Consider the following 26,735-nt stretch of genomic DNA (forward strand, 5'->3'; position numbering starts at 1 on the left):
GTCAGCTCGCCGCCAGCCATTTGCGCGACTGCGCGAAGGCCTTGAAGGCTTTGGCATCCATCGGGTAGCCGAACAGGAAGCCTTGCAGGATGTCGCAGCCAAGCTCTTTCAGGATGCGCGCGTGCTCCATCGTCTCGACGCCCTCGGCGATCACTTCGATCCCGAGCGACTTGCCGATGTCGATGATGGACGACACAAGCTGCCGCTGTGCGGTTGAGCTGGTGATGGGGGTGACCAGCTGGCGGTCGATCTTGAGGCGACGGGGCCGCAACTTCAACAGCGAGACGATCGAGGCATGCCCGGTGCCGAAATCGTCGATCTCGACGTCGATGCCGAGCCCCTTGATGTGTTCGATGTTCCAGCTGACCAGCTCGTCGTTTTCGTCGAGGAAAATCGACTCCACCAGTTCGAACGACACGGTCCCTTCCTTGATCGGAAGCTTGCGCAAACCCTTGATCAGGTCCCTGTCTTCCAGGCGCCGTGCGGAAACGTTGACCGAGACGCGCGGGATGTTGAGGTGGCTGCGCGACCAACGCTCAAAATTATCGAGCGCCTGCTCCAGGACGGTGCGGTCGATAAGCGCCACGACATTAAGTTCTTCAGCCACCTTGATGTAGGCGTCGGGGGTCAGCATGCCGCGTTGCGGATGATCCCAACGCGACAGCGCCTCGACGCCGACGATCTCCAGCGTCTTGGCGTCGAACTGCGGCTGATAGTAGACGATGAATTCGTTCCGCTCGAGCCCGCCCAGAATCTCGTCGGCGGTCTGCTTGGTCCGCACGATCTCGCTCTGCAGCTCTTCGTTGAAAAACTCGTAGCGGTTGCGGCCGCGGCCTTTCGCCCGGTACAGCGCCAGATCGGCATTGACAAGCAACTGCCTTGCATCGACGCCGCTATTGGCCGCAATGCCGATGCTGACGCCGAACCGGCACTGGTGACCCAGATAGTCGACCGGCTGGCGCATCGCATCGATAATGTGGTCGGCCAGCGCGGCGAGTTCCTTGTCGTCGCGTCCATGGCTCAGCACGACAAACTCGTCGCCGCCGATGCGCGCAACGAAATCGGCACTGCCGACGCTGGCCTTGATGACTTTCGAAGCATGCACCAGCAATGCATCGCCCGCTGCATGGCCGAGCGTGTCGTTGATCTGCTTGAACCGGTCAAGGTCGAGATGCAGCAACGCCGCACGGCCGTCGGCTTCGCGGTTTTCGGCAAGCATCTCGTCCAGATACCGACGGTTGGGCAGACCGGTCAGCGAATCATGCATCGCGACATGCTCGATGCGGGCTTTGGCCAGGTTCAGTTCGGCATTTTTCGATTCTGAAAGGCGACGTTCACGCACGAGATTCTCGTTGAGCAGCACGTCGCCTGTCACATCCCATTCGGCGCCGATCATTTTTGGCGTGCCGTCGATGTCCCGGAAGAAACTGGCGCGGGTGCGCACATGGCGAATGGTGCCGTCCGGCCGCAGGAGCCGATACTGCGAAGAGTAGGGGCCTTGTGTTGCAACAGCCGAATCGAAATCTGCTTTAGCCCGTTCGAAGTCTTGGGGATGGATCGCCAGCGCCCAGTCGTCATAGCTACGGGTCTTGCCGCCGCCGGGTTTGCCATAGATTTCGTTGATGCGGTCGTCCCATACGAGTTCGTTGCTGACGGTATCGTGCTCCCACACGCCTATAGCAGAGGCTTCCAACGCCAGCTCCAGCCGCCGGGACAGGCGCCTCAACTCGGCGTCACTTTTCTGCCGCTCACCGAAAAGACGTCCTGCCACGAGGATCGGCAGCACCACCAGCGCGCCGGCAAGCGCCATGAGCAGACGCAACAGCCACTCATTTTTCGGAGCGGTCGGCCAGCCGCCCTTCGGTATGGCTGAAATTTGCCAGGAGCCTGAAGGCAATTGCACCTCTGCCATCACCGGATTGCCGGACACGACATTATCGCCGCCGAAGAACAGTTCCCCGCCGCCGCCGAGCGCATCCTTGCCGATAAGCGCCACATCGATATCCAGATCAGGGTCGGTCAGTCCGCTGGCAGCGTAGAGCCGATCGACATCGATCACGGCCGAGACGATACCCCAGAAACGGTCGCCGCCACCCGCCGTCGGCACGAAGACCGGGATACGGCCGATGAAGCCACGTCCGCCTTGCGCCAGTTTGACCGGCCCGGCGAGCACCAGCGCGCGCTGGTCACGGGCGCGAAGCGCGGCCATGCGTTGCGTATCGCTCTTGCGGTAGTCCAGCCCGATGGCTTTTTCATTGCCTTCCAGCGGATACATCAGCGCGATGACGAGGTCGGGGGCGCCGGCAATATCGCGCAACTGCGATTTTTGCTCGAACAGATTACGGGCGAGTGCCGCAAATCTTTGCTGGCCCATATAGGGCTCGGTAACGATTGTCGAAACGAGACCCTGAACCAGCTGGAGATTGCCGCCTATGTTGCCTTCGAGCTTGGCGCGTATGATGTTGACCTTGGCCAGGACGTCGGCGCGCGCCAGCTGATCGGAGACCTCTCTGTTCCTCTGGTCGGCAACCAGGGCGCAGACGAGAAGCACGACAAAGGCAATCGCCGCCGGCAAGTTGGCGGAAGAAAAAACGGCCCGTTTCAACCGGCCGGAATTGAGCATTGCACCTGCCAACTCGATCCGAAGACCTTTCCAGGACAGTAGTCCTTCGGTCGACCATAGTAGCTAAAGCTTAAGTTTGAGCTTCGAGACGAATCCGAGAACAAACGGTAAGCTTTTGGCTGCCAGGGTCCAGCCGAAATCTGAATGAGTGTCCGAAAGTAGGACGCCAGGTTGCAGCGTTCTGCAACCCAGCGGCGAAGTCATATTCGCCTCAGATTGCAACAAGCCGCCTGATCTTGCCGCGCGGGCCCTTGCGGGAGGCTTACTTCCCAGCCATTTGATCGGCCAGCGCCTGCGCCTGGGCGAGCAGCGCCGGGAAAGCCGGGTCAGCCGGCAGGCGCTGCGCCATGCAGGCCCGGTAGTCGCTGTCGCCCTTGTCCCAGGCGGCGTTGGAGGACTCGAACGCTTTTTCGTCCTTCAGGTCCGATGCCTGGTAGGCCTCCTGGAATTTCTGCGCGGCGGCGTCCGCAGCAGCCCACACGGCGTCGCAGGCGGCGATCTTCGGAACGGCAGGGGCTGCCGGCGCTGCGATAATTCTCACGCTGTTGCCTTTGACGAGCGTAACGATGACTTCCTGCTCATAGATCGGCCCGACGTCCTGCGTCCAGCCGCCGAGCCGTGCGAAGGCGATGTCGGCGCCTTCGGGTTTCTTCAATGGAAAGTCGAGCGTTCCCTCGAAGGCGGCGTCGCTGTTGATCGCCTGGGTGTAGAAGGCATCGAGCTTAAGCGCCTCATCGATGCCGGCGGGCAGTTTGAAACTTTCGTCGGTCTCGGCGGTTCTGGACTGGAGCCAGCGCTCCAGCAGCCCTCGCGTCGTTGCCACCAGGCTGGGGCCGTCGTCGCCCTTGGTGTATCGCAGCCCATCGAGCATGCCATAGCCGATATCGGAGTCGCTGAGGCTTTCGATATTGATTGTGCCGGTTGGCGGAAAGTCCTTGACCGCCAGCGGCCCGATAATGCCGGCAAGACGCTGCTGGAGGTCGGCCAGCGCCTTCTCGTTCTCAGCGTCGATGGTCTCGATTGCCGCGTTCGCACTGTTCAGCGCTGCGATATCAGCAATCGCCTTGTCACGCGCGGCCACATAGTCGTCCTCCGGCGAGGCCGCGAAAGCCACGCTGCTCACCAGTGCAAACAGAAACGTCCAGACCCACCGCATGATATAAACCCTGCTCTACGTTCGATTCCAAGGATACATGACAACATTGGGCTGAAAAAAGACGCCGTTGGAGCTGCAGATCTCCCCACATGAGGGGGAGATGGCCGGCAGGCCAGAGGGGGTCGCCGCGCGTGAAGCGCTGACTCCTTTTGCAGCGCGAGACGACGTTAGCGCTTCACGCGCAACGACCCCCTCTGTCGCCTAATCACGCCTTGCGCTTCTCCACCTCCGCCTTCCTCAGCAGGAAGCGCTGGATCTTGCCGCTTGGGGTCTTCGGCAGTTCCGTGATGAACTCGACCTCGCGCGGGTAGGCGTGCGCCGAGAGCCGTTTCTTGACGTGCTGGGCCAGCTCTTCGGCGAGCTCCGAATTGCCCTTGTAAGCCGGCGCCAGAACGACGAAGGCCTTGACGATCTCGGTGCGCTGCGGATCGGGCACGCCGACGACAGCCGCCTCGTTGACCGCCGGATGCTCGATCAGCGCGCTTTCGACGTCGAACGGGCCGATGCGATAGCCGGCCGAAGTGATGACATCGTCGGCGCGGCCGATGAAGGAGACCGAACCGTCCGGCTCGTACTCCACCGTGTCGCCGGTGCGGTAGTAGCCGCCCGTGATCGCTGGCGTCTCGGCTTGGTGATAGCCGTCGAACCAGCGCAGCGGCGACTTCGCGATGTCGACGGCGAGGATGCCGGGCTGGTTGGGGCCGAGCTCGTTGCCGGCCTCGTCCAATACCACCATGCGATATCCGGGCATTGCGAAGCCGGCCGAGCCCACGCGCACGACGTGCGAGAGCCCATGATGGTTGTTGACCATCATGCCGTTCTCGGTCTGGCCGTAATGGTCGTGAATGGGCGCGGCGAGATTTGCGTCGAACCAGCGGATGACTTCCGGGTTGAGCGGCTCGCCGGCGCTGCTCACCACGCGCAGTCTGCCTTTGACACGGGCCGCAGCTTCCGCGCCTTCCGCCATCAGCAGGCGATAGGCGGTCGGCGAGCCGGCAAGGCTGGTGACGCCGAGCCGCTCGATGATGTCGTAAGTGCTCTTGGCGTTGAAGGCGCCCTCATAGAAGGTCGTGGCGATGCCGAGCTGCAACGGGCCGGTGATGGCGTAATAGAGGCCGTAGGCCCAGCCGGGGTCCGCGATGTTCCAGAAGATGTCGTCGGGCAGCAAGCCGATCGCGTCGCGCATATAGGCGCCGAAGGCGAGCAGGGCGCGAAGCGGCACCGGCACGCCCTTGGGCAGGCCGGTCGTTCCCGACGTCGACATCATCATGAACAAGTCGTCGCCCTTGCGCATCACCGGCTGGCACTCGGGCGAGGCGGCGGCAAGCGCGGCGCGGAAATCGATGTCGCCTGCAGGTAGCTCACCGCCATTGCCAAGAATGGTGGCGATTTGCGCTGATGTCTCGACCTCGTCGAGCTTGCCGCGATTGGCCGGGTTGGTCACCACGATCCTGGCGCCGCTATAGCCGAGGCGGTGCTCGATGGCTTTCGGACCGAAGGCGGTGAACAGCGGCTGGTAGACCGCGCCGATGCGCCACGTCCCGAGGATCAGCGCCACCAGTTCGGGGACGCGCGGCAGCATGCCGGCGACGACATCGCCGGCACGGACGCCGGCGGCCTTGAGCACATTGGCGGCGCGCCCCGACATGTCGGCGAGATCGTCGAAGCTGAATTCGCGAAGCTCACCGCCGGCCGAGATCGCGCGCAGCGCCAGCCGGTTTTGTCCGGTGTAGCGGCCGCAGCATTCGACATAGGCATTGATGCCGGTTCCAGGGTTGCCATACAACCACGCGATCTCATCTTCGATGCGAAAGCGCTGAACGGCATCCTCATAGCGCGGCATTTTGCTCATTGCGGTCCTCCCTAAGCGGCGCCCATCTCCCCTTGGAGCGCCTTATCGGTCAGATTGCCTGAAATTGCTGCGCTGGTCGATTACGGCGATAGTCGGGGGATGCGAAGGATCGCAGCGCAGCGACAATCCGCGCCGAGCCACTGCTGTTGACCGAACCGTCCATCCGGCCGATAGCACCGCCAGAATTGCCCCGAGGCCCCAATGACCCCAGACTCAACTTTCGATGACGCGGCCATCGCCGACGAAGGACGCGATGCCGACACCGCCTGGCAAAACGACATCCGCGCGGGCGTGCGCCACGTCCGCGATCTCGCCTCGCTGCCGCTGTCACCCGCCGAGCGCGCGGCGGCGCAGGAGGCGGCCGTACACCACAAGGTGCGTGCCCCCAAAACCTATCTCGACCTGATCGACTGGAACGATCCCGCCGACCCGATCCGCGCGCAAATCATTCCATCGCCGGATGAGCTGACGGAAACGGAAGGCGAGCTCGACGATCCGATCGCCGACCATGCCTTCAGTCCGGTGCCGCGACTGACGCACCGCCACGCCGACCGCGTGCTGTTGTTTGCGACCTACCAATGCGCGGTCTATTGCCGCTTCTGCTTCCGCAAGGAATCCCTGACCTCGATCGGCCGCGGCTATACGCGAGAAGCGCTCGAAGAGGCTTTTGCATATATCGAGGGCCATACCGAAATCCGCGAAGTGATCCTGACCGGCGGCGATCCGCTGTCGCTGCCGGACAAGGCGCTGGCCGAAATCCGCGCCCGCATCGAGGCGATCGCGCATGTCAGGCTGCTGCGCATCCACACGCGCGTGCCTGTCGTACTGCCCGCGCGCATCACGCCGGGGCTGGTTGGCGCGTTGCAGGGCCGGCTGATGGTCACAATCGTCACCCATTTCAACCATGCGCGGGAGATCACGCCGGCCACCGAATTGGCCTGCCGCGTCATGCGCCAGGCAGGCTTCGTGCTGCTCAACCAGAGTGTCCTGCTCAAGGGCGTCAACGACACGGTCGAGGTGCTGGAGGAACTCTGCCGCGAACTGATGTACCGGCTCGGCGTCAAACCCTATTACCTGCACCATGGCGACCTCGCGCGCGGCATGGCGCACAGGCGCACCACGATTGCGCAGGGACAGGCGCTGGCCGGCGCGCTGCGCGCCCGCCTGTCGGGCATCTGCAATCCGGTCTATGTGCTGGACCTGCCGGAAGGCGGTGGCAAGGTGCCGCTCGGGCCATGCCATGTCGAGGGCCGGGACGGGCAGGACTGGCGCATCCGCGGCCAGGACGGCGAGGTGAGGCTGTATCGGGACGCCGTGGTGTAGGCAGGGCGCAGCGGCGACGATGACCGCCGCCGTCACATTGTCGATCGGGATGACCATCGCACCAAACTCTCGCCACGACGCGTTCGCTTGCATTCCGTATGTTGACATAAAGATATCCTTATGTGATGGTTGTCGCCTCAAGGATAAAAAATGTCGCAGAATTCTGCATCGCTGGACGCATTGTTCGGCCCCGTCGCGGCAAAGCCCGATGGGTCCGAAGTGCTTGCGGCGCTCACGGCAGCGGCGCGCGAGCGCATTCTCATTCTCGACGGCGCCATGGGCACGCAGATTCAGGGTCTCGTTTTCGACGAGGAGCATTTTCGCGGCGAGGCATTCGCCGGCTGCGCCTGCCACCAGCAGGGCAACAACGACCTCTTGATCCTGACGCAGCCGAAGGCGATCGAGGAGATCCATTATCAATACGCCATCGCTGGCGCCGATATCCTCGAGACCAACACCTTCTCCTCGACCTCGATCGCCCAGGCGGATTACGGCATGGAGGATGCCGTCTACGCGCTGAACCGCGACGGCGCGCGGCTGGTGCGTCGGGCAGCGGCGAGGGCACAGCAGGAGGACGGCAAGCGGCGCTTCGTCGCCGGCGCGCTCGGGCCGACCAACCGCACCGCCTCGATGTCGCCCGACGTCAACAATCCCGGCTATCGCGCCGTGACCTTCGACGATCTGCGCCTGGCCTATGGCGAGCAGTTGCGCGGACTGGTCGACGGTGGCGCCGACATCATTCTCATCGAGACCATCTTCGACACGCTGAACGCCAAGGCGGCGATCTTTGCCTGCAACGAGATTTTCCTCGAAAAGGGCGTGCGCCTGCCGGTGATGATTTCGGGCACCATCACCGATCTCTCCGGCCGCACGCTGTCGGGCCAGACGCCGACCGCCTTCTGGCATTCGGTGCGCCATGCCAACCCCTTCACCATCGGCCTCAACTGCGCGCTCGGCGCCAATGCGATGCGCGCGCATCTGGCCGAAATTTCAGGCGCCGCCGACACCTTCGTCTGCGCCTATCCGAATGCCGGCCTGCCCAATGAATTCGGCCGCTATGACGAGAGCCCGGACTTCATGGCCGCGCAGATCGAGGATTTTGCGCGGGAAGGGCTGGTCAACGTCGTCGGCGGCTGCTGTGGCTCGACGCCGGACCACATCCGCGCCATCGCCGAGGCTGTCAAGAAATATCCGCCACGCGCCATCCCCGAGATCGAGCGCAAGATGCGCCTGTCCGGGCTGGAGCCGTTCACGCTGACTGACGAGATTCCCTTCGTTAATGTCGGCGAGCGCACCAATGTCACCGGCTCGGCCAGGTTCCGAAAGCTGATCACGGCGGGCGATTATGTCCCCGCGCTCGACGTGGCGCGCGACCAGGTCGCCAATGGCGCCCAGATCATCGACATCAACATGGATGAAGGCCTGATCGATTCGAAGAAGGCGATGGTCGAGTATCTCAACCTGATCGCCGCCGAACCTGATATCGCCCGTGTTCCGGTCATGGTCGACTCCTCGAAATGGGAGATCATCGAGGCCGGGCTGAAATGCGTACAGGGCAAGCCGCTGGTCAATTCCATCTCGATGAAGGAAGGCGAGGGAGCGTTTCTGCATCACGCGAAACTGGTGCGCGCCTATGGCGCGGCCGTGGTCGTCATGGCCTTCGACGAAGCCGGCCAGGCCGACACCAAGGCGCGCAAAGTCGAGATCTGCACCCGCGCCTACAAGCTGCTCACCGAACAGGCGGGTTTCCCGCCCGAAGACATCGTCTTCGACCCCAATGTCTTCGCGGTCGCCACCGGCATAGAGGAGCACGACAATTACGGCGTCGACTTCATCGAGGCCACCGGCGAGATCACCGCCACGCTGCCGCATGTGCATATCTCGGGCGGCGTCTCGAACCTGTCCTTCTCCTTCCGCGGCAACGAGCCGGTGCGCGAGGCGATCCACGCGGTGTTCCTCTACCATGCTATCCAGCGCGGCATGGATATGGGCATCGTCAATGCCGGCCAGCTTGCCGTCTACGACACGATCGAACCGGGACTGCGCGAGGCTTGCGAGGACGTCGTGCTCAACCGCGCGCCCAGGGCCGGCGGCACCGCCACCGAACGCATGCTGGAGATCGCCGAGCGCTTCAAGGGCACCGCCGGCAAGGAAGCCAGGGAGCGCGATCTCGCCTGGCGCGACTGGACGGTCGAGCGGCGGATTTCGCATGCGCTGGTCAACGGCATCACCGAATTCATCGACGCCGACACCGAAGAGGCGCGGCTTGCGGCCGAGCGGCCTCTGCATGTCATCGAAGGCCCGCTGATGGCCGGCATGAATGTCGTCGGCGATCTGTTCGGCGCTGGAAAGATGTTTCTGCCGCAAGTGGTGAAGTCGGCGCGCGTGATGAAGCAGGCGGTGGCCGGATTGCTGCCGCACATGGAGGCGGAAAAACTGGCGAATGCCGCCAATGGCATCGACAATGGCGAGCGCCAGACGGCCGGCAAAATCCTGACGGCGACTGTGAAGGGCGATGTCCACGACATCGGCAAGAACATCGTCGGCGTCGTTCTGGCCTGCAACAATTACGAGATCATCGATCTCGGCGTCATGGTGCCGGCGGCGAAGATCCTGCAGACGGCTCGCGAGCAAAATGTCGACGTCATCGGCCTGTCCGGCCTGATCACCCCATCGCTGGACGAGATGGTGCACATGGCCGCCGAGATGGAGCGCGAAGGGTTTGACATTCCGCTGCTGATCGGCGGCGCGACAACCAGCCGCGTGCACACGGCGGTGAAGATCCATCCCCGCTACTCCAGGGGACAGACGGTCTATGTCAATGACGCCAGCCGGGCGGTCGGCGTCGTCTCGTCCTTGCTGTCGAACGAGACCAAGGGCGGCTACGTCGACACAGTGCGGGCCGAGTACAAAAAGGTCGCCGACGCGCATGCCCGCTCCGAGGCCGACAAGCAGCGGCTGCCGCTGGCAAAGGCCAGGGCCAATGCGCACAGGGTGGACTGGTCCGCCTATGAACCGCCGAAGCCGTCCTTCACCGGCGTGAAAGTGTTCGAGAACTGGGACCTGACTGAGCTCTCGCGCTACATCGACTGGACGCCGTTCTTCCAGACCTGGGAGCTGAAGGGGCGTTATCCCAAGATCCTTGAGGACGAGAAGCAGGGACCCGCCGCGCGCCAGCTGTTCGAGGATGCGCAGGCGATGCTGGAGAAAATCATCGCCGAAAAATGGTTCGCGCCGCGCGCCGTCATCGGCTTCTGGCCGGCGAACGCCGTCGGCGACGACATCAGGCTGTTCACGGATGAGGCACGCTCGCAGGAACTGGCAACCTTCTTCACGCTGCGCCAGCAACTGACCAAGCGCGACGGCAAGGCCAATGTCGCGCTGTCGGATTTCGTCGCGCCGGCCGACAGCGGCAAGCCGGACTATATCGGCGGCTTCATCGTCACCGCGGGGATCGAGGAGGTGGCGATATCAGAGCGCTTCGAGCGCGCCAATGACGATTATTCCTCGATCATGGTCAAGGCGCTGGCCGATCGTTTCGCCGAAGCGTTCGCCGAGCGCATGCACGAGAAGGTGCGCAAGGAATTCTGGGGCTATGCATCAGACGAGACGCTGGCGCCCGACGAACTGGTCGGCGAGCCCTATCGCGGCATCCGCCCGGCGCCCGGCTATCCCGCGCAGCCCGATCATACCGAGAAGGCGACCTTGTTCCGGCTGCTCGACGGCGAGCGCAATGCCGGCGTCAGCCTGACCGAGAGCTATGCGATGTGGCCGGGCTCCTCGGTCTCCGGCATCTATCTCGCCCATCCCGAAAGCTATTATTTCGGCGTCGCCAAAGTCGAGCGCGACCAGGTCGAGGACTATGCCCGCCGCAAAGCCATGCCGCTGGCCGATGTCGAGCGCTGGCTCGGCCCGATCCTCAACTATGTCCCTCAGCACTATGCCGAGGCGGCGGAATAGCGGCTGCGACGTGGCCCAACGGCTGCTCGACCGCTCCCTTGATTTTTCACCGTCGAAAAAAATCGCGCCGCACCCGGTTCTCGGCGAGCTGCCGGTTGTCGGTCGGTCAGACTTAGGTCCCTCGCGCCTGCTTTTCTGGAACAAGCCGTGATGTCCCGCATTTTATTGGCAGGGACACAAGGAGTGTCGAGTGAAAGCGATTTTGGGACTGGTCGGCGGCTTCGTGCTGACCCTTGCGGTGTTCGGCAGCGGGCTGGTTTTCGCAGCCTGGCTGCTTGCCGCCAAGCCTGTGCGGGAGGCAAGGCCCACCGTCAGCGTGGCGGAACTGTGGACCCGGAAAGCGCGGCCGGTGGACAAGACGGCGCAGGACTTCGAACGTGTGCCGCCCGAGCAGTCCGCGCCTGCCGACATCGCCGCCAAGGAGCCAGCCCAGGACCCGGCCAGGCAGCAGCCCGATCCCACAGTCACCGGCGCCATCGCGCGGACCGAACTGCCGCCGCCGCATCTCGCCTGGTGCGCCAGCCGATACCGCTCCTACGATCCCGACAACAACAGCTACATGTCCTATAGCGGACAGCAGCGCACCTGCGTATCGCCCTATCTCGCCGCCGACCGCGTCGCGCCGCGAGAGGCAAGCTACGTCGAGGGCGCGGGCGCCTACGCGGCCGCCGGCGGCGACCATGTCGAATCCTGCTTCAGCCGCTATCGCTCCTACCGTCCGGAAGACAACAGCTACCAGCCATATTCCGGCGGGCCGAGACGGCAATGCGAATAGCCAGCGCGAAGGGCGCCGCAACGATTGCGACCGCGCGATTTCTGGGATCGTTCGGATCGTCCTCAAAGCCCAGGGGAGAACCACCATGGAAGACGACCGGCATCACAAGATACAGCAGCGCGCCTACCAGATCTGGGAGCGCGAAGGCACTGGTGACCCCGAGCACCACTGGCACCGGGCCGAGGCCGAAATCGACCGCGAAGCAGCCCTGCCGCTGACCGCCGACGACGCCCTGCCGCGCGAGATCGCCAGCACCGACGTCCTGACGGTCGAGGAACTCGCCGTGCGCACCGGCATAGCGGGCGACGAGGCGCAGGAGCTGATCGACAAACTCGGCGCGGACCGGGCGGCGGTTGAGCAGGCGGCGAGGGGGATTGAGGGGAAGCGGCGGGCGAAGTCGTGACGGTATGGTCTATCGCTTCATTTCAAAGAACGAGGGCACTTGGAAGATCAAGCTGATCCGGCTGGTGTGCGGCGATTCGGTCGAGAGGCGCTACATCGACGAATGTGTCCAAGATATCGGCCAAACTGCACGATGGACGTTGAGGGACTCGTTCGCTAAGCGCGGGGCCTCCTATTCGAACTGGTGCCTAATTTATGCCCTTGGCCTTTCCAGGCGCGCTCTTTATCGCTGGCATCTTTGATACGCAAAATCTCATAAATTCGTTTTCGATTTCGCGCTTATCCGCTGTAAAGAATTCCCCGCCTTGAGAGCTAAAACGGACTTTAAACAGGTCCTTCAGTTCGTCCTCGTGGCGATGGGCGGTAGAGACATCCGGAAAGGCCTGACTATTCACGAGCTTCCAGCGGCATGTTCCATTTTCCGGGAATCCCCCATTAACCTCCTTAAGCCGCCGCTTAGGGTCGTTCGAACGTCCGACCTTTACCAAAGCCTTGCCGACATGAGATCCTGTTCGGCCGAGTAGCGCCTCGGCGCCACCTTCAAGCATCATTAGATACAGGTTGTTTTCGCCGTCCTCATGGGTTGCCGTCCGGGTGCCAAGGCTGGGAGGGAAACCGCGCGAAGGCTTGAGCAGTTCGCCCATCACCCCTTTGGCCAATTCAGCTTCGGAGATTGATGGCTCGCCGTATACGTTGACCTGAAAGACAGGATGGCTCAGCGCGCGTTCGCGCTCTTCAGGCGTCAGCAAAATTGCGCGAGTTGTTCGCTCGAATCGATTCTCATTCGCGTATGCTTCGGGTGCGATTGTGTTAACACGGACGCGGTTCCTCACCCGCCATGCGCGCCGAACCTTCACGCCGAAAGTCCATCTGTCTAGGAAGCCATGTTCCTCCTTCCAATCGATAGCCGGCGGGGCAGAGCGTTCCCGATCGGAGCAGCGCTCCCCTGTGACCTCCAGAAAGCCCAAAGCCTGACGCTTCAGCGATGTATCCGTCAGATGGTCTACCGCCCCATAGATCAGGACCAGATCGCCATCCCTCATCCGTTCGAGCATGGTTTCGCGCTGAGGCTCATACGTAAAGCCAAGATAGCCTGCTTCTTCAGGGCTGAAGCCGTAAAAAGCACGAAGCCACACCTGTCGATCTTCAGGAAGTTCCGCAGCCACTTCACTCATCACCCACCCCAGCATTCACCTTGTTGGCAACGACACCTGATCGAAAATGGCAAGTTTTCATAGTGATTTATGTTTCAGGTTGCTGCTACCGCTGCAACAAGGCTCTGTACATAGTCCCGCAGTGGCGTCAGCTGCTCAGGGTTATGTTCAAGTATGTGCTTCAGCAGAAATAGAGAGTCATTCTTCTTGGCGAAAGGCGCGCGGTGCTCGGAGAGGGTTCCGCACACACTGGCGATAAGATTGGCCGCGTCGACGTGGGTAAGCCACTCCACGTTCCTTATGTCGTCACTCCATTCCGGAACAAGAAGCGGGCGCTTGGCAGCCGCGGCCTTCAAAGTTGCTTCGACCGTATCTGGCGTAACGGTTGCAACCGACCCGGGATCCTTGCTTATGACAAAGGCCGCAATTGCTGCGGGGTCGATAAAGAAGCATTCCAGGTGGCGCCTAGGCAAGAAATGCAGCAAGCCGCCGGCCTTCCGCTTCATTTCCGTTTTTTCTGCATCGGTCAGCTTCTCTGTGTCGAAGCTGAAAGCAACCGACACAACCAGCGTAGCAGCGGCGGAGCTCAAGCGGCTGTAAACCTCATACACGATTGCCGGATCGCGCCTGTTCGTGTTGAAGTCACCCGTTGCCGCAACCGACGTGATAATAGTTCCGCGCGGCAGCGGTCCAACTAGCTGTTGATACAGATAAGGGAAACACAGCTCCTCCGTCGGACCTTCCACCCACACCACACGTTCGGCCGCGAACACGTCTGCCATTGAGACACCTAAGTGCTCGGCTACCTCACGAAACTTCCCAACCTCATCGAGGTTCAGTCGCTCGACTGAGGATTCGTATCCGGCGCGCTTGACGAGATGAATTGTCGTGGGGTTACTGAAGCCGATCACCTCAGGGGCGTGTGTAGAAATTATGTATTGATTATGAGCATATCGCGTCTGCAAAATTCGGAGCAGCGCCTTAACCGCTGCGGGGTGCAAAAAGCTGTTGATCTCGTCGATTATAATCACGGCCTTATCGATCGTCATTATCGCAGTGAGAAGCGCGATAACCTGAGACACGCCTGTTCCGCTTGAGTTGAGCGGAAAGCTAAGTTCAACTCGTTCCATTACCTCAGTCGGCCAGACCCGGACTTCTAATTGGTTGTTCTCTGGTCGCGTTCTGATACTGAGATTGGCGACTGTGGGGAACACTTCTCGAAGATGATCCACCAGTTGCCGAAAAATGTCGCCTCGTTCACTGTTCAAAGTATGAAGCACATTCGGCAAATTGCCCGCGTTTGATTGGAGGCGTCCTGCATAACCAAATGCCGCCTCACCGATCGTTAGGCGCTCAGCCGCAAAATAGAACATTTCGCGTTGCCATGCTGCAAAAAGCAAGTTAGGCAAAGTGTCATTTCCAGAGCTTTGTATACCAAATGTTATTTCGCCGTTTGTTGGTGTCGCGGATGCACAAGTTTGTGGTGTTCCATCGCCGTAATAAAATAAATTGTGGGATGGGTAAGAAGAATAGAATTCTGTGTTTTCATTTCTTTTTACGTCAATACGCATTTCATCAATATTGAATAGCTGTTGTAAATATGCCTCCGGATCAAGACCAGGCAGGGTTTGCAATGGAAAATATTGAGTGGATCCAGATATTAGAATCCAATCTCGTATCTCAGCCCCGCTAATTTCCAGAGTGAATTCTATCTCGGGTCGCTTTAGTCGAAATGCCTCCCATTTATCCGGTGTGCGATGTCTGTCGTCGGGAATAGAAGGCAGCAGTGCGCGAAGTAGGGCGCTTTTCCCAGAATTATTTTGCCCTATTATGATATTAATTCCATCAGTGAAGGATATATCCCCTGTGTCTTCAAACGACTGAAAGCCCTTTATTCTGATCCTAGATACTCTCATTAGAGCTATTTCCGAATTTCAGAGTGTTGTTATGATTAATTGCTGCCAGTATGGTGCCAGTTTAACGGGATGCTTCCTGAGACATTCCAACGCATAAACCGAGCATATCGATATGGGGACGCATTACCAGCTAGCAGACCCGGCTGTTAAAATGCCGTGGTCGGCGGTGTCTAAGTCTTAGGCGGCCCGCAGCATCCCTTGAGAATCGCTATCTCGGCCTCGTGGTCGCCACCCGACATGGATGCAATCGGCACGCCGATCAGGAAGACACCAAGCGCATCACCGGATGCTGACTTGTTCTGCTGGTTTGAAATGACAGCAAGGCGTTGTCTCTCGGCTGGCGTGCAGGGGCCGGAATTCGGAACGCCTGCAATCTTGTCGGGCGGCGTGGCACACCCTGCGAGGCCAGCCAGCAGCGATAGTGTCAAAAACTACGTTTCATTATTCCCCCATTAAACCCATCCCATGCCGACATTACGCGGCGCATGGCGGCGCGCAAGTATTCAACGCTCGGCAATACATGATTATTTTCAACAATCTGCGCCGACACTTGCTGCGTTGCGGTCGTTACGATTGCAGCTTGCCTTGCCGGCGGCCGGCGAATGATCGCGTCGATTCGTGCTCTTGCAAGGGTGGCAGGATGCCTGGCCCGGGCTGTCAAGAAAGGCGCCCCCTCTGCTCGCGAATACCCCCTCCCGTTAACCTTTCATTAACCATACCACGGCTAGCGTTTACCTCTCAGTAAGGAATCGCCCGCTGTGACCTTTGCCGCTCCCCTCGAGGCCAAATCCATTCGCTTTCGCGCCCGCTCCTTCGTCGCATTCACGCTGACGCCGGAGGCGCCTTTGGACGTTTGGCTGGAGAGCCTCGATCGCTGGGTCGGCAATTCGCCGGGCTATTTTGCCGGGCGCCCGGTGGTGCTCGACCTGAACGTGCTGAAGCCCGATGTCGTGGCCATCGAAGCGCTGGTCGATCTGCTCGGCCAGCGCGGAATCCGCATCTATGCCATGGAACTCGATGGTGGCGCCGAGCTTGGCACGCATCTGCCGCCGGTGCTGGTCGGCGCCAAGGAGGCGACCACCGACGGGCTGCTGCAGCCGAGCCGCAAGGCGGGCAGGGCGGAGGAGGACACTGCGGTAAGCGACATGAAGGCGGCCGGTGACATCAAGGCAGAGGCCGGCGATTTGAAGGCGGGCGATTTGAAACCGGCGAGCGATGCCAAGGCACAGCCGAAAGACGCCAAAATTGCCGCACCCGACGCTGGCACGCTGATGATCCGCTCGCCGATCCGTTCAGGGCAGCTGATCTTCCATCCGCATGGCGATGTCATCGTGCTGGGCTCCGTCGCGTCCGGCTCCGAGATCGTCGCCACCGGTTCCATCCACGTCTATGGCACGCTGCGCGGCCGCGCTTCGGCAGGCGCGCAGGGCAACACGGCGGCGCGTGTCTTCTGCCGCAGGAACGAAGCCGAACTTCTCTCGGTGGATGGCTGGTATTGCACCGCCGAGGAGATGGACCCGTCAGTCCGGGGCAAGCCTGTGCAGGCATTTCTCGACAACGGCATGCTGCGCATCGCCCCTTTCAGCTAATGCGTCTCGCCCGACAACGACATAACGAACAACAACGGAGGCTTTATTGATGGGCAAGGTAGTGGTGGTCACCTCGGGCAAGGGGGGCGTCGGCAAGACGACCTCGACCGCGGCTCTGGGGGCGGCGGTCGCCAAGACCGGCAAGAAGGTGGCGCTGGTCGATTTCGACGTCGGCCTGCGAAACCTCGATTTGATCATGGGCGCCGAACGGCGCGTCGTGTTCGACCTCGTCAACGTCATCCAGGGCTCGGCAAAGCTGTCGCAGGCGCTGATCCGCGACAAGCGGGTCGAGACGCTGTTCCTGCTGCCGGCCTCGCAGACGCGCGACAAGGATGCGCTGACCGAGGAGGGCGTGGCCGAGGTCATCGGCAAGCTGCGCTCGGTCTTCGACTATGTCTTCTGCGACAGCCCGGCCGGCATCGAGCGCGGCGCGCAGCTCGCCATGCGCTTTGCCGACGAGGCGGTCATCGTCACCAATCCGGAAGTGTCGTCGGTGCGCGATTCCGACCGCATCATCGGCCTGCTCGATTCCCGCACCTTGCGCGCCGAGGAGGGCGAGCAGATCGCCAAGCATGTGCTGGTCACACGCTACGATGCGGGACGCGCCGCGCGCGGTGAAATGCTGTCGATCGACGATGTGCTGGAGATACTGTCGGTGCCGCTGCTCGGCATCATTCCGGAAAGCCAGGATGTGCTGCGCGCCTCCAACCTCGGTTCGCCGGTGACGCTGTCGGAGCCGCTGAACGCCGCTGCCAAGGCTTACATCGACGCGGCCAAGCGGCTCGAGGGCGAACAGCTGCCGGTCATCGTGCCCTTCGAGCGCAAGGGCTTCCTCGATCGTCTTTTGGGAAGGAGGGCGGCATGAACCTGCTCGACATCTTCAAGCGGCGCACCAGCGCGCCGGTGGCGCGCGAACGGCTGCAAGTGCTGCTTGCCTATGAGCGCCGCAACCGCAGCCAGCCCGATCTCGTCTCCATCCTGCGCGAAGAGATCATGGCGGTGATCGCCAAGCATGTGCAGATCGACCAGGATTATCTGCAAGTTTCGATGGACCGCGGCGAGACCATGTCGACGCTGGAGATCGACATCCAGATCCCCAACAAGAGCGCGGTGCCGCTGGCGATGGCGGGGTGAGATTGAAGCTGCTGATCTCCCCCCTTGTGGGGGAGATGGCCGGCAGGCCAGAGGGGGGCACTGTCCCGCTGGCCTGTCGATTGTTTGGCAACGGCTTGGGCCGAAGTCGGTCCTAGCCGACACGACTTGTCGAACGTAGCGATCCTTCGCGCCCCCCTCTGTCCTGCCGGACATCTCCCCCACGAGGGGGGAGATTGCGCGCCTCTTCGGCTTCGCCAACCATCGCCGTTAGCCGGCCTTTTCCGTCTCTCCAAAAAACATTCAACCAACCAGTTGACTATCTAAAATCTCGCCTCTATATTCAACTACATGGTTGAATTAGAGACGCCCCAGATGGACCAGGTTTTTCACGCCCTCGGCGACGCCACGCGCCGGAACATGCTTAACCACCTCGCCGGCGGCGAGCGTACGGTGAGCGAGTTGGCACAGCCCTTTGCCATGTCGCTGGCCGCCGCCTCCAAGCACATCAAGGCGCTGGAGCATGCCGGGCTGATCCGGCGTGAAGTGCGCGGCCGCACCCATGTCTGCCGCCTCGAGGCCCGCCCGCTGGCCACCGCCTATCAGTGGCTCGGCCAATACGCGCGTTTCTGGAACAGCCGCCTCGATGTCCTCGAACAGCTTTTGCGCGAGGAGGCGGGGCGCAAAACGTCGACAACGCCGTCAACGCCGGCACCGGCAAATCCAGAACGATCCAAGCCGGAATCACCCAAGCCAGACACATCCAGGCCAACATCATCCGAGGGAGACGACCGATGAACCAGATGAACAGCTTCGACGGCTACGCCCAGCTGATCCAGCCGGCCACGTTGAGGGTCGAACGGCTTTTACCCGGAACCAGGGAGCGCGTCTGGGAATATCTGACGCAGAGCGATCTGCGCCGCCAATGGCTGGCGGCCGGCGACATGGAGATGGAGGAAGGCTCTTCCTTCGAGCTGGTCTGGCGCAACGACGAACTGACCGACCCGCCCGGCGACAGGCCGGCCAGCTTCAGTGGCGGCGAGCAGCGGATGCACAACCAGATCGTCGAGTGCGACCCGCCGCTCAAGCTCACCATCACCTGGAACGGCAGCGGCAATGTCACGTTCGAATTGGCGCAGCGCGGCGACGACGTCTTGCTCACCCTGGTCCACCGCCGCCTGCCAGACCGCTCGAGCCTGATGATGCATGCTGCAGGCTGGCACGTGCATCTCGACCTCCTGGTTGCCCGCGTGGCGGCCGAGAAGCCCGAACCGTTCTGGGACAGCTTTAGCCGTATCGTGGCGGAATACGATCGGCGCCTGCCGGCCTGACCTGACCTAACGCATCGCCCGGTCCAACCGGGCACCATCGATCCCTTGCGCCGGATGCCGGCGCAAGGGTCGGCGAAACACGCGCCTTCGCCAGACACCGCGGCGCGTCATCGGAAGTGAAACCAGGCAACGTGCTTGCATCCCGCAAGCCCGAAGGAGGAAGTCATGCGTAAATTGATCACCGGAATGAAGATCTCCATCGACGGCAAGATGGAAGGCCCCGAAGGTTTTGCCGACTGGGTCGACAACTGGTCGGAGGAATATGGCCTGATGCCTGAGATCGACGCCTGCCTGCTCGGCGGCGTCATGTATGCCGGCTATGAGCGCTACTGGAGCGCGATCCAACAGAACGAGCCGGACCAGCCATTGCCGATGACCGGCAGACTGGTCGACCCGGCCGAACTCGAATGGGCGCGCTTTGCCGCCAAGACACCGCACTATGTGTTGTCGAACACCATGACGACGTCAGCCTGGGCCTCGACGCGCTTCCTGCGCCGCCTCGACGACGTCGCGGCGCTGAAGCGCGAGCCCGGCAAGAACATCTACCTCATGGGCGGCGCCTGCATCACCGCCAGCCTGATCGAAGCCGGCCTGGTCGATGAAATGCGGCTGATCGTCTATCCGCTGCTCGCCGGCGACGGCAAGGCGCTGTTCGGCATGGTGCACGCCCGGCACGGACTGGAACTGCGCAAGGCCGAGGCGCTTTCGGATGGACGTGTGAGCCTGGTGTATGGGCTGGCGAGCTAGCTTCTTTTCCTCTCCCTCCGGAGGGGGGAGAGGTGGCGCCGCGAAGCGGCGACGGAGTGGGGGAAGGCGGTCATGAAACCCACGGTCGCCGCAAAACAGGAGCGACGGAAGCGAGCGCGAAACGCCTGCAAGCAGACAATCAGGCGGATGAACGGTCGACCCCCACTCCGTCGAGCTACGCTCGACACCTCTCCCCCGATCGACGGGGGAGAGGAAATGCGTCTGTCCGAACCGGATAGATAGGTAACAGAATGGACCGATAGCATGGGTGACAGTTTTCTTGTCCGCCGGAGGACCGGCGATGGTTTGGCGAGAGACTGGCATCATGGACGAGCGGCTACGGTTTGTTGTGGAGTGTCTTTCTGGGGATGAGACGATGGTTGCGCTTTGTGCGGCCTACGGGATCTCACGCAAGAACGGCTACAAATGGCTAGGACGCTATCGGACGTTTGGGCCTGAGGGTTTGCACGACCTGCCGCGAGCCCCGCTCAATCATGGCCGGGCGACAGCTCAGGATCTGGTTGAGCGGATTGTGGCGGCCAAGGAGCTGCATCCGCTTTGGGGTCCAAAGAAGATCGTGGCACGGCTCAGGCGCACGGCTCCCGAGTTCCTCGTGCGCTTCATCAAGCTTGGCATCACGCTGGAGCGGATCGCACCCGGCAGGCCACAGCAGAACGGACGTCACGAGCGCTTTCACCTGACCATGCTGCCGATGGCCGAGGCACCGGAAGCCGACCGAACGGCACAGGGCCAGGCCTTCGAGACCTTCCGCCACAGCTACAATGAGGAACGTCCCCATGAGGCGCTGGGCATGGATACGCCCGCCCAGCACTACCGGTCCTCACAGCGCGCCATGCCCAGGACACCACCCGAGCCCGTCTATCCGGCCGAGGCCTCGGTCCGCCGCGTGCGCCACAATGGCGAGATCCGATGGAATGGCGGCTTCATATATGTCTCGCAAGCGCTGGCGGGCGAACCGGTCGCTGCGTTGGAGACCGAAGACGGACAATGGACACTCTCATTCCATGCCCACCCGCTCGGCATCATCGACACACGGCACATGAAGCTTGTCCGCCGCAGCGCCGCGCCAACCAATCCGCTTGGCGCTGCGGCGGACGCATAGGGGGAGAGAAGTGTCACCTATGTATCCGGTTCAAAGTGTTACCCATCTATCGGCTGGACACGTCGGCGTTCGCCTTCCACGTCTTGCCCCATCAACAGTCTGCCCGTGCCACACGACAGCCAGGCCTATTATCCATATCTCGGGCCAACGCTGCGGCGCACCGCGGGGGGGACTGGAATTGACGTCGACGCCGATTGCCGTAGCTGAAGCGAAGGCCTTGCCGATCGGCGCGTTGCTTGGCGCAATGGTGTCGATCCAGATCGGCGCCACCTTCGCCAAGGGCGTGTTTCCACTGATTGGCGCCAACGGCACCACGGCGCTGCGGCTGGTCGTGGGCGCGCTGATGCTGGCGGCGGTGCTGAGGCCGTGGCGGGTGCGGCCGTCGCGCGCCGTGCTGCCCTGGCTCATCGCCTATGGCGTCAACCTCGCGGCGCTGAACCTTTTGTTTTACGCAGCGCTCGCCAGAATTCCGCTCGGCGTCGCGGTGGCGCTCGAATTCTCCGGCCCGCTGCTCGTGGCGACGCTGTCGTCGCGGCGCGCCACCGACTTCGTCTGGGTGGTGCTGGCCGTTGCCGGCATATTGCTGTTGTCGCCCTTCATCCACTCCGGCAGTTCACTCGACCCGGTCGGCGTGATGCTGGCGCTGGCCGCCGGCGGCTGCTGGGCGCTCTACATCGTCTTTGCACAAAAGGCCGGCGCGGAGCTTGGCAGCCAGACCACGGCTTACGGGCTGGTCATTGCCGCTGCCGTCGGCCTGCCGTTCGGCCTCGCCGAGGCGGGTACCGGCCTGATCGCACCCGCGATCCTGGTCAGCGCGCTGCTGGTCGGGCTGTTCTCCAGCGCCTTGCCGTTCTGGCTGGAGATGGTGGCGCTGACCCGGATGCCGGCCAGGCTCTACGGCACGCTGACTTGTCTGGAGCCGGCGCTGGGCGCGCTGGCCGGCTTCCTGTTCCTGCACGAAATCCTGAGCCCGCTGCAATGCGCGGGCATCGCCGCCGTGGTCGTCGCCGCCTTCGGCGCGGCGCTGACGACGAAGCCGCCGGTACCGTCGCCGGAATAGTTGCCTGAAATGGATATGTGACGCCGATGCCGTGGTCCGCCGGTCCCGTGTCCGGTTGCTCAAGCGCCTGCAGCATCGATATATGGATCGATGTATGCGCAGGAGATCCAGATGAGCAGGGCCGACAGCATTGCTTGAGCCGTCCGTGATCAAGGCAATACTCCTTGTCGGGTTCGCCGCTGTCGTTGCGGCTCTCGCCTGGCGGCTGGCGCGGTCTCGTCGCAGAGCCCGGCTTCGTGAAGATCCGGCCAACGACTACGCCGTGCGCCGCGACTGGTCGGGCAACCACGGCAAGCTCAATCATTCGTCCTTTGTCTATTTCGATGCCGATCGCGACGGCCGCTACGGGCTCGGCGACCGCCCGATGGCCGGCATCATGGTCAGACTGCATGATGGCGACGGCCGCTTCGTCGCCGCGGCGCGGAGCAATCGCGGCGGCTTTGCCAATTTCCTGGCGTCGACGAAACGTCGCGCCGCGCCCATCCATGTGCCGGGCAGCTACCGCTTCACCGTGTCGGTTCCGCCCGGCTGGCGCGCGAGCAGCGCCAACGAGGTCCAGTCGCAGCACCTCCGGCCGCTGCCGGGCTCGCCCACCGGGCTGGCCTCGGAAGCAATGCTGCAGCCGGTCGGCCTGTTTGCGATACGCCGGCTCAGCGGCCGCGTAGCGGACGGTGCTTCGGCGAGCATCTCGGTGATGGCGAAAGGGCAAAAGGTGGCAGTGCATCCGCTAAGTGCTGGGGCTGGCTTCCGTCTCGATCTGCCCGATGACGCCGACGCGATCGAAGTCACCGGCGATGGCATGGAACGACGACTGGCCTTGTCCGCCTACCCGACCGAGCTCGGCCTGCTGTCGCCCGAGAACGCGGCTGTCGACAGCGCCGCGTCCTTGCAGGCCATCGGTTTCGACGATGTCACGACGCGCGGCCTACGCAAGGTGCCGTCCGGTTATGCCGGGTTGACCTGGTTCAACCTGAACGCACTGGCGCGCGATCATACCGAAGGCAGCGAAGGCTACGTCAACGGCAATATCTCGGGAGACCATGTCTGCTATACGAGCAGCGGACACCCGGCCGAATTCTCGAGCGACAAACCGTTCGGGTTCCATTCCGTGATGCTGACAGCGGCATGGTTGAAGTCCGAAGGCGAAACCGCACTGGTCGAGAGCTGGCTTGGCGACCGGCTGATCGCCAGCGACACGATCGTCCTGTCGGCACTGGCGCCCGTCCACTATGCGCCGATGCTGGCGGCGGTGACGCGCGTGCGCCTCTCCACGAGCCACTATTGGCAGCTCGTGCTCGACGATCTGGTGGTTGTGCGCTGAACGGTCCCGCCGCCTGCGGGAGATCATGCTCCGGAAACGATCAAGCCGCCCGACTCTGCCAGGAGGATCTCGATCTACCGGGGAACGAGTTTAGCCCGGAATAGGAGCAGAAGCGCCGTTCGCGGTGATCTGCGAGAGCTTGCCCTTTTTTACCAGCACTGGCTTGGAATAGGTCTTCCTCATTTTCCACTCTCCACGTCGGGCACCCAAAGCCCTGTTCCCGGCCAGACGGCACGAGGCGTCGGATAATCGGCTGCTAGACGGCGACCGGCCCGGAGCCGTTACCATTGTCGGCTGTAACCTGCGAGAGCTTGCCCTTCTTGACCAGCACCGGCTTCGAATAGGTCTTCTTCATGCCGCATCTCCAGTGTCAGGCGAGGCCGCCAGATCAGGCGACAGTCCGACTCAACGACTTCACTCGATCGGGCCGGAACCCGCTCCATTGGCGAGCGCCGTAACCTGCGAAAGCTTGCCTTTTTTGACCAGAACAGGCTTCGAATAGGTTTTCTTCATAGTAAATCCTCCAAGCTTACGCGATAATGCCAGACGGATCGGCACTGTCAACCTTCGCGGCGCCGTCGTCCCGCCCCGGGTTTTCTCGGTCCCGATGCACTAGATCATGATGAGATTTGGTTGCAATCTCATCATGATCTAACCCTTTGTTGGAGCATGATCTTTTCCAAAAACCGGACCCGCTTTTTGGAATCATGCTCTAACCCGCAAATCCACCTTCATCGAGAAAGCGTTGTTCTTGGGCGTGCATGGCGCGACCGAGGATCGGGTTGCGGTGCGGAAAACGTCCGAAACGGCGGATGATGTCGCGGTGATGTTCGGCCCGCTTCAGGTCGGACGGGCCGATGTCGCGCGACAGCGCCACCGAGCGGTCCTGGTCGGCAATCGCTTCGGAATGCGCGAAGGGCAGCCCGAAAACAGCCGCAGCGAGGGATCGACCATCCGCTGGAACCCGGCATCGATCGCCTCAGTAGCGATCGCGCGGGCCTTCGCGTCGCTGGCATACATGCGCGGCGTGTCGCGAAAGGCGTTGCGCGGGAACTGGTCGAGCAGCAGGAGCAGCGCCAGAGCCCCGTAGGGCGTCGCCATCCAGCCATCGCAGTCGCCGCGCGCTGCGGCCTCATGCAGCCGCAGGAAGCGATCGCGAAACTCGCGGTCGAAGGCCGCATCCTTGGCGAACCACGCGGCAGGTCCTGCCTGCCACCAGAAGCCGACCACGGCGGCAGCGGCATCCGGCACATTCTTCCGGGCGGCGAGGCCGCCCGGTTCGACGGTTGCGATGGCGTCCATTGTCAGGCCGCCTTCGCATCGCCGGCCAGTGCCGCCCAGTCCAGCGCTCTTGCCCAATCGGCGAATGAGGTCGGCTTCACCGGCAGCAGACGGGTCGTCTGGCCGAAATCGACGGCAAGCACGGTCTGCTTCTGGTTGTGGATCCAGGCATAGCTGGCGGCAGTCTGTTCGGCGGCGTCCTTGCCGAGCACGGTTTCGAGCGCGGCGGCGAAGTCCGCCAGCGGCACCGGATAATAGCTGACTTCGCGGCCGACAATGCCTGACAGGATGACGGCCATCTCCGGTCCGGTCAGCGCCTGCGGCCCGCCAATGTCGAAGCTGGCACCGGCAAGCTCCGGATGCCGCAGCGCTTCGACACGTAGGCCGCCATATCCTGCCAGGAGATCCAGGAGGTCTGGAAGTTGGCCGGCAGCGGATAGGCGAGGACGCCCTGATGCATGATCGCCGGCGCGCTCCAGGGCGCCGCGATATTGCTCATGGCCAGCGTCGGCTTGAGGACGATAGATGGCGGGCCGAACGTCTTGATGTAGTCGATGAGTTCGGCCTTGGCGTCCATCACCGCCGTGCCGGAATGGCCCGACACATGGCCGCTGGTGTTGAACACCAGAAGCTTGACGCCGCCTTGCTGCGCCGCATCCGCAATGTTGCGGCCGTAGCGCAGGATCTCTTCAGGGCTTGCACCGACCGGCAAGGTCAGCGCCACCGCATCAACGCCGAGGCAGGCGAGGGCCAGTCGGCCGGGGTCGGCGAGATCACCGCGCACGATGTTGACCCCATCGCCGAACGGATCGGGCGAGCCCTTGCGTAACAGGACACGCACCGTGGCGCCGGCGGCGCGGCAAGCGCTGACAATGGCCGACCCTTGGGCGCCGGAGGCGCCGGTGACCAGAACCGAATTGGGAAAGTTTGGCATGGATTTGCTCCTCTCTGAATGAGTGCCGACGAAACCGGCACCACCGTCTTCGCGTCGAAGAAGGCATTCGCAACTTTACTCTGCTGAATCCAGTGATATGATTTCAGGAATATGCTGAACAAAATTGACCTGGCGCGCGCCGATCTCAATTTGCTGGTCTTGTTCCAGGCCATCATGGAGGAGCGGCATGTCGGTCGCTCGGCGGAGCGGCTAAACCTGTCGGCCTCGGCGGTCAGCCATGGCCTTGGCCGGCTGCGCAAGCTGCTTGGCGATCCGCTGTTCCTGAAGACGCCGCGCGGCGTCGTGCCCACCGACCGGGCAACGGAGCTTGCCGAACCGGTGGCCGAGATCCTGGCGCGGGTGCGCCGGGTGATCGCCAGCGCCGAGCCGTTCGATCCGGCCCGCTCGACGCGCCGCTTCACCATCGGTGCGCCGGATGCGGTGTCGTCCGTGCTCCTGCCGCCGCTGCTCGACCAGATCCGCCTTTTGGCCCCCGGCATCGACATCGGCATCCGGCAACTGCTGCCACGCCAAGGTGAACCGTCGCCCACTACTGCCTGGAGCGACTGTGTCGCCGAACTCGAAGCGCGCGCCATGGATGTCGCGGTGATTCCGTTCGACGGCCTGCCGGCACGCTTCACCGTCGACAAGCTCTATGAGGAGGATTTCGTTGTCGCCATGCGCGCCGGCCACCGCTTCGCCGGCGATCCGTGCCTCGACGCCTATTGCAGCGTGCAGCATATGGTCGTCTCGAGCAATGGCGATCCGAACGGGTTTGTCGACAGGGTGCTGGCTGAACGCGGCCTGTCGCGTCGCGTCGCGCTGACTGTCCCCAACTTCATGTTCGGACTGGCCGTGCTTGCGCAGACTGATCTGATATCGGCCTATCCGCGCCGGTTCCTCGCCATGTATGGCGGCCGTTTCGGTGTCGTCGGCGTCGATGCGCCCATCCGGCTCGGCCACTTCAACATCAACAGCATCGTGCCGAAGGTTGCGCTGATGGATGCGGGTCTGGCCTGGTTGGTCGGCCTGCTCAAACAGAGCGGCAATGCAGCGCGGACTGGCCCAGCCTAAACATTGGCCTTGCCGTCGCGCC

At 62.5% G+C, this 26,735-nt stretch carries 23 protein-coding genes and 2 pseudogenes; 14 read left to right on the forward strand and 11 right to left on the reverse strand.

Annotated features, from left to right (window positions below; translation table 11 throughout):
* Position 1: 1 nt before the first annotated feature.
* The 3 genes from AC3EML_RS15010 to AC3EML_RS15020 all read right to left on the reverse strand — a co-directional run bounded on the left by AC3EML_RS15010 (position 2) and on the right by AC3EML_RS15020 (position 5,631).
* Entirely contained in the window at positions 2–2,623 is a 2,622-nt protein-coding gene (locus AC3EML_RS15010) for a bifunctional diguanylate cyclase/phosphodiesterase (protein WP_023827696.1), read from the reverse strand.
* Between the two features lie 262 nt (positions 2,624–2,885).
* On the reverse strand, positions 2,886–3,779 hold the full coding sequence (locus tag AC3EML_RS15015) for a hypothetical protein (RefSeq protein ID WP_023693888.1): 894 nt from the start codon (positions 3,777–3,779) through the stop codon (positions 2,886–2,888).
* Positions 3,780–3,984: 205 nt separating this feature from the next.
* A complete protein-coding gene (locus AC3EML_RS15020; protein WP_352521054.1) occupies positions 3,985–5,631 on the reverse strand; it encodes an acyl-CoA synthetase in 1,647 nt (548 codons plus the stop codon).
* A 201-nt stretch (positions 5,632–5,832) separates the two neighbouring features.
* Between AC3EML_RS15020 and AC3EML_RS15025 the strand changes: the two genes are divergently transcribed.
* The 4 genes from AC3EML_RS15025 to AC3EML_RS15040 all read left to right on the forward strand — a co-directional run bounded on the left by AC3EML_RS15025 (position 5,833) and on the right by AC3EML_RS15040 (position 12,092).
* Positions 5,833–6,954: a KamA family radical SAM protein gene (locus tag AC3EML_RS15025; RefSeq protein ID WP_352521053.1), complete on the forward strand. Its 1,122-nt coding sequence runs from the start codon at positions 5,833–5,835 to the stop codon at positions 6,952–6,954.
* A gap of 150 nt (positions 6,955–7,104) precedes the next feature.
* Positions 7,105–10,914: a methionine synthase gene (gene metH, locus AC3EML_RS15030; protein WP_352521052.1), complete on the forward strand. Its 3,810-nt coding sequence runs from the start codon at positions 7,105–7,107 to the stop codon at positions 10,912–10,914.
* A 190-nt stretch (positions 10,915–11,104) separates the two neighbouring features.
* Positions 11,105–11,689 (forward strand): BA14K family protein, encoded by a 585-nt coding sequence (locus tag AC3EML_RS15035; RefSeq protein WP_352518970.1) that lies wholly within the window; start codon positions 11,105–11,107, stop codon positions 11,687–11,689.
* An 85-nt stretch (positions 11,690–11,774) separates the two neighbouring features.
* The gene (locus AC3EML_RS15040) at positions 11,775–12,092 is read left to right on the forward strand and encodes a DUF2934 domain-containing protein (protein WP_488505248.1); all 318 of its coding nucleotides are present in this window, start codon (positions 11,775–11,777) and stop codon (positions 12,090–12,092) included.
* Positions 12,093–12,279: 187 nt separating this feature from the next.
* On the opposite strand, the gene AC3EML_RS15045 is transcribed toward AC3EML_RS15040, so the two are convergent.
* Both AC3EML_RS15045 and AC3EML_RS15050 read right to left on the reverse strand, forming a co-directional pair.
* The gene (locus tag AC3EML_RS15045; RefSeq protein WP_352521050.1) at positions 12,280–13,266 is read right to left on the reverse strand and encodes a GIY-YIG nuclease family protein; all 987 of its coding nucleotides are present in this window, start codon (positions 13,264–13,266) and stop codon (positions 12,280–12,282) included.
* A 74-nt stretch (positions 13,267–13,340) separates the two neighbouring features.
* Entirely contained in the window at positions 13,341–15,161 is a 1,821-nt protein-coding gene (locus tag AC3EML_RS15050; protein WP_352521049.1) for an ATP-dependent nuclease, read from the reverse strand.
* 758 nt (positions 15,162–15,919) lie between these two features.
* Between AC3EML_RS15050 and minC the strand changes: the two genes are divergently transcribed.
* The 9 genes and pseudogenes from minC (at position 15,920) to AC3EML_RS15095 (ending at position 23,424) form a co-directional block, all read left to right on the forward strand.
* Positions 15,920–16,750, forward strand: a complete 831-nt coding sequence (gene minC / locus AC3EML_RS15055) for a septum site-determining protein MinC (protein ID WP_027048754.1) — start codon at positions 15,920–15,922, stop codon at positions 16,748–16,750.
* A gap of 49 nt (positions 16,751–16,799) precedes the next feature.
* Positions 16,800–17,615 carry a septum site-determining protein MinD gene (gene minD, locus AC3EML_RS15060; RefSeq protein ID WP_023670342.1) on the forward strand — a complete coding sequence of 272 codons (816 nt, stop codon included), beginning with the start codon at positions 16,800–16,802 and terminating at the stop codon, positions 17,613–17,615.
* Positions 17,612–17,884: a cell division topological specificity factor MinE gene (gene minE / locus AC3EML_RS15065; protein WP_023684809.1), complete on the forward strand. Its 273-nt coding sequence runs from the start codon at positions 17,612–17,614 to the stop codon at positions 17,882–17,884. Before minD ends, minE begins: the two co-directional genes overlap by 4 nt.
* 309 nt (positions 17,885–18,193) lie before the next feature.
* A pseudogene (locus AC3EML_RS15070) lies at positions 18,194–18,517 on the forward strand (ArsR/SmtB family transcription factor); the annotation flags it as partial.
* 119 nt (positions 18,518–18,636) lie between these two features.
* The gene (locus AC3EML_RS15075; RefSeq protein ID WP_023738676.1) at positions 18,637–19,173 is read left to right on the forward strand and encodes an SRPBCC family protein; all 537 of its coding nucleotides are present in this window, start codon (positions 18,637–18,639) and stop codon (positions 19,171–19,173) included.
* Positions 19,174–19,338: 165 nt separating this feature from the next.
* Positions 19,339–19,920, forward strand: a complete 582-nt coding sequence (locus AC3EML_RS15080) for a dihydrofolate reductase family protein (RefSeq protein ID WP_352521047.1) — start codon at positions 19,339–19,341, stop codon at positions 19,918–19,920.
* Between the two features lie 301 nt (positions 19,921–20,221).
* Positions 20,222–21,043: an integrase core domain-containing protein gene (locus tag AC3EML_RS15085; protein ID WP_286487484.1), complete on the forward strand. Its 822-nt coding sequence runs from the start codon at positions 20,222–20,224 to the stop codon at positions 21,041–21,043.
* A 178-nt stretch (positions 21,044–21,221) separates the two neighbouring features.
* Entirely contained in the window at positions 21,222–22,103 is an 882-nt protein-coding gene (locus tag AC3EML_RS15090; protein ID WP_023749550.1) for an EamA family transporter, read from the forward strand.
* Positions 22,104–22,248: 145 nt separating this feature from the next.
* Positions 22,249–23,424 carry a hypothetical protein gene (locus tag AC3EML_RS15095; RefSeq protein WP_352460523.1) on the forward strand — a complete coding sequence of 392 codons (1,176 nt, stop codon included), beginning with the start codon at positions 22,249–22,251 and terminating at the stop codon, positions 23,422–23,424.
* Positions 23,425–23,514: 90 nt separating this feature from the next.
* Here AC3EML_RS15095 and AC3EML_RS15100 read toward each other — a convergent pair whose 3' ends face one another.
* The 6 genes and pseudogenes from AC3EML_RS15100 to AC3EML_RS15125 form a co-directional block, all read right to left on the reverse strand.
* A complete protein-coding gene (locus AC3EML_RS15100; protein ID WP_023689018.1) occupies positions 23,515–23,607 on the reverse strand; it encodes a hypothetical protein in 93 nt (30 codons plus the stop codon).
* A gap of 73 nt (positions 23,608–23,680) precedes the next feature.
* On the reverse strand, positions 23,681–23,779 hold the full coding sequence (locus AC3EML_RS15105) for a hypothetical protein (protein WP_023684816.1): 99 nt from the start codon (positions 23,777–23,779) through the stop codon (positions 23,681–23,683).
* A 59-nt stretch (positions 23,780–23,838) separates the two neighbouring features.
* A complete protein-coding gene (locus AC3EML_RS15110) occupies positions 23,839–23,937 on the reverse strand; it encodes a hypothetical protein (RefSeq protein WP_023670351.1) in 99 nt (32 codons plus the stop codon).
* A gap of 199 nt (positions 23,938–24,136) precedes the next feature.
* Positions 24,137–24,726 (reverse strand): annotated as a pseudogene (locus tag AC3EML_RS15115) (DUF924 family protein).
* A gap of 2 nt (positions 24,727–24,728) precedes the next feature.
* On the reverse strand, positions 24,729–25,004 hold the full coding sequence (locus AC3EML_RS15120) for a hypothetical protein (RefSeq protein ID WP_352521046.1): 276 nt from the start codon (positions 25,002–25,004) through the stop codon (positions 24,729–24,731).
* Positions 25,005–25,015: 11 nt separating this feature from the next.
* Positions 25,016–25,639 (reverse strand): SDR family oxidoreductase, encoded by a 624-nt coding sequence (locus AC3EML_RS15125; RefSeq protein ID WP_352521045.1) that lies wholly within the window; start codon positions 25,637–25,639, stop codon positions 25,016–25,018.
* Between the two features lie 111 nt (positions 25,640–25,750).
* Between AC3EML_RS15125 and AC3EML_RS15130 the strand changes: the two genes are divergently transcribed.
* Positions 25,751–26,713, forward strand: coding sequence for a LysR family transcriptional regulator (locus AC3EML_RS15130; RefSeq protein ID WP_352521044.1), 963 nt, complete (start codon positions 25,751–25,753; stop codon positions 26,711–26,713).
* The last annotated feature ends 22 nt before the right edge of the window (positions 26,714–26,735 follow it).

It is taken from the genome of Mesorhizobium sp. P170090, assembly GCF_057786115.1.

Bases quoted from the DNA above. Each gene is read 5' to 3' on its own strand.
- AC3EML_RS15010 (WP_023827696.1), bottom strand. From the start codon at position 2,623: ATGCTCAATTCCGGCCGGTTGAAACGGGCCGTTTTTTCTTCCGCCAAC.
- AC3EML_RS15015 (WP_023693888.1), bottom strand. From the start codon at position 3,779: ATGCGGTGGGTCTGGACGTTTCTGTTTGCACTGGTGAGCAGCGTGGCT.
- AC3EML_RS15020 (WP_352521054.1), bottom strand. From the start codon at position 5,631: ATGAGCAAAATGCCGCGCTATGAGGATGCCGTTCAGCGCTTTCGCATC.
- AC3EML_RS15025 (WP_352521053.1), top strand. From the start codon at position 5,833: ATGACCCCAGACTCAACTTTCGATGACGCGGCCATCGCCGACGAAGGA.
- metH (WP_352521052.1), top strand. From the start codon at position 7,105: ATGTCGCAGAATTCTGCATCGCTGGACGCATTGTTCGGCCCCGTCGCG.
- AC3EML_RS15040 (WP_488505248.1), top strand. From the start codon at position 11,775: ATGGAAGACGACCGGCATCACAAGATACAGCAGCGCGCCTACCAGATC.
- AC3EML_RS15045 (WP_352521050.1), bottom strand. From the start codon at position 13,266: ATGAGTGAAGTGGCTGCGGAACTTCCTGAAGATCGACAGGTGTGGCTT.
- AC3EML_RS15050 (WP_352521049.1), bottom strand. From the start codon at position 15,161: ATGAGAGTATCTAGGATCAGAATAAAGGGCTTTCAGTCGTTTGAAGAC.
- minD (WP_023670342.1), top strand. From the start codon at position 16,800: ATGGGCAAGGTAGTGGTGGTCACCTCGGGCAAGGGGGGCGTCGGCAAG.
- minE (WP_023684809.1), top strand. From the start codon at position 17,612: ATGAACCTGCTCGACATCTTCAAGCGGCGCACCAGCGCGCCGGTGGCG.
- AC3EML_RS15075 (WP_023738676.1), top strand. From the start codon at position 18,637: ATGAACCAGATGAACAGCTTCGACGGCTACGCCCAGCTGATCCAGCCG.
- AC3EML_RS15080 (WP_352521047.1), top strand. From the start codon at position 19,339: ATGCGTAAATTGATCACCGGAATGAAGATCTCCATCGACGGCAAGATG.
- AC3EML_RS15085 (WP_286487484.1), top strand. From the start codon at position 20,222: ATGGTTTGGCGAGAGACTGGCATCATGGACGAGCGGCTACGGTTTGTT.
- AC3EML_RS15100 (WP_023689018.1), bottom strand. From the start codon at position 23,607: ATGAGGAAGACCTATTCCAAGCCAGTGCTGGTAAAAAAGGGCAAGCTC.
- AC3EML_RS15105 (WP_023684816.1), bottom strand. From the start codon at position 23,779: ATGAAGAAGACCTATTCGAAGCCGGTGCTGGTCAAGAAGGGCAAGCTC.
- AC3EML_RS15110 (WP_023670351.1), bottom strand. From the start codon at position 23,937: ATGAAGAAAACCTATTCGAAGCCTGTTCTGGTCAAAAAAGGCAAGCTT.
- AC3EML_RS15120 (WP_352521046.1), bottom strand. From the start codon at position 25,004: ATGGCCGTCATCCTGTCAGGCATTGTCGGCCGCGAAGTCAGCTATTAT.
- AC3EML_RS15125 (WP_352521045.1), bottom strand. From the start codon at position 25,639: ATGCCAAACTTTCCCAATTCGGTTCTGGTCACCGGCGCCTCCGGCGCC.
- AC3EML_RS15130 (WP_352521044.1), top strand. From the start codon at position 25,751: ATGCTGAACAAAATTGACCTGGCGCGCGCCGATCTCAATTTGCTGGTC.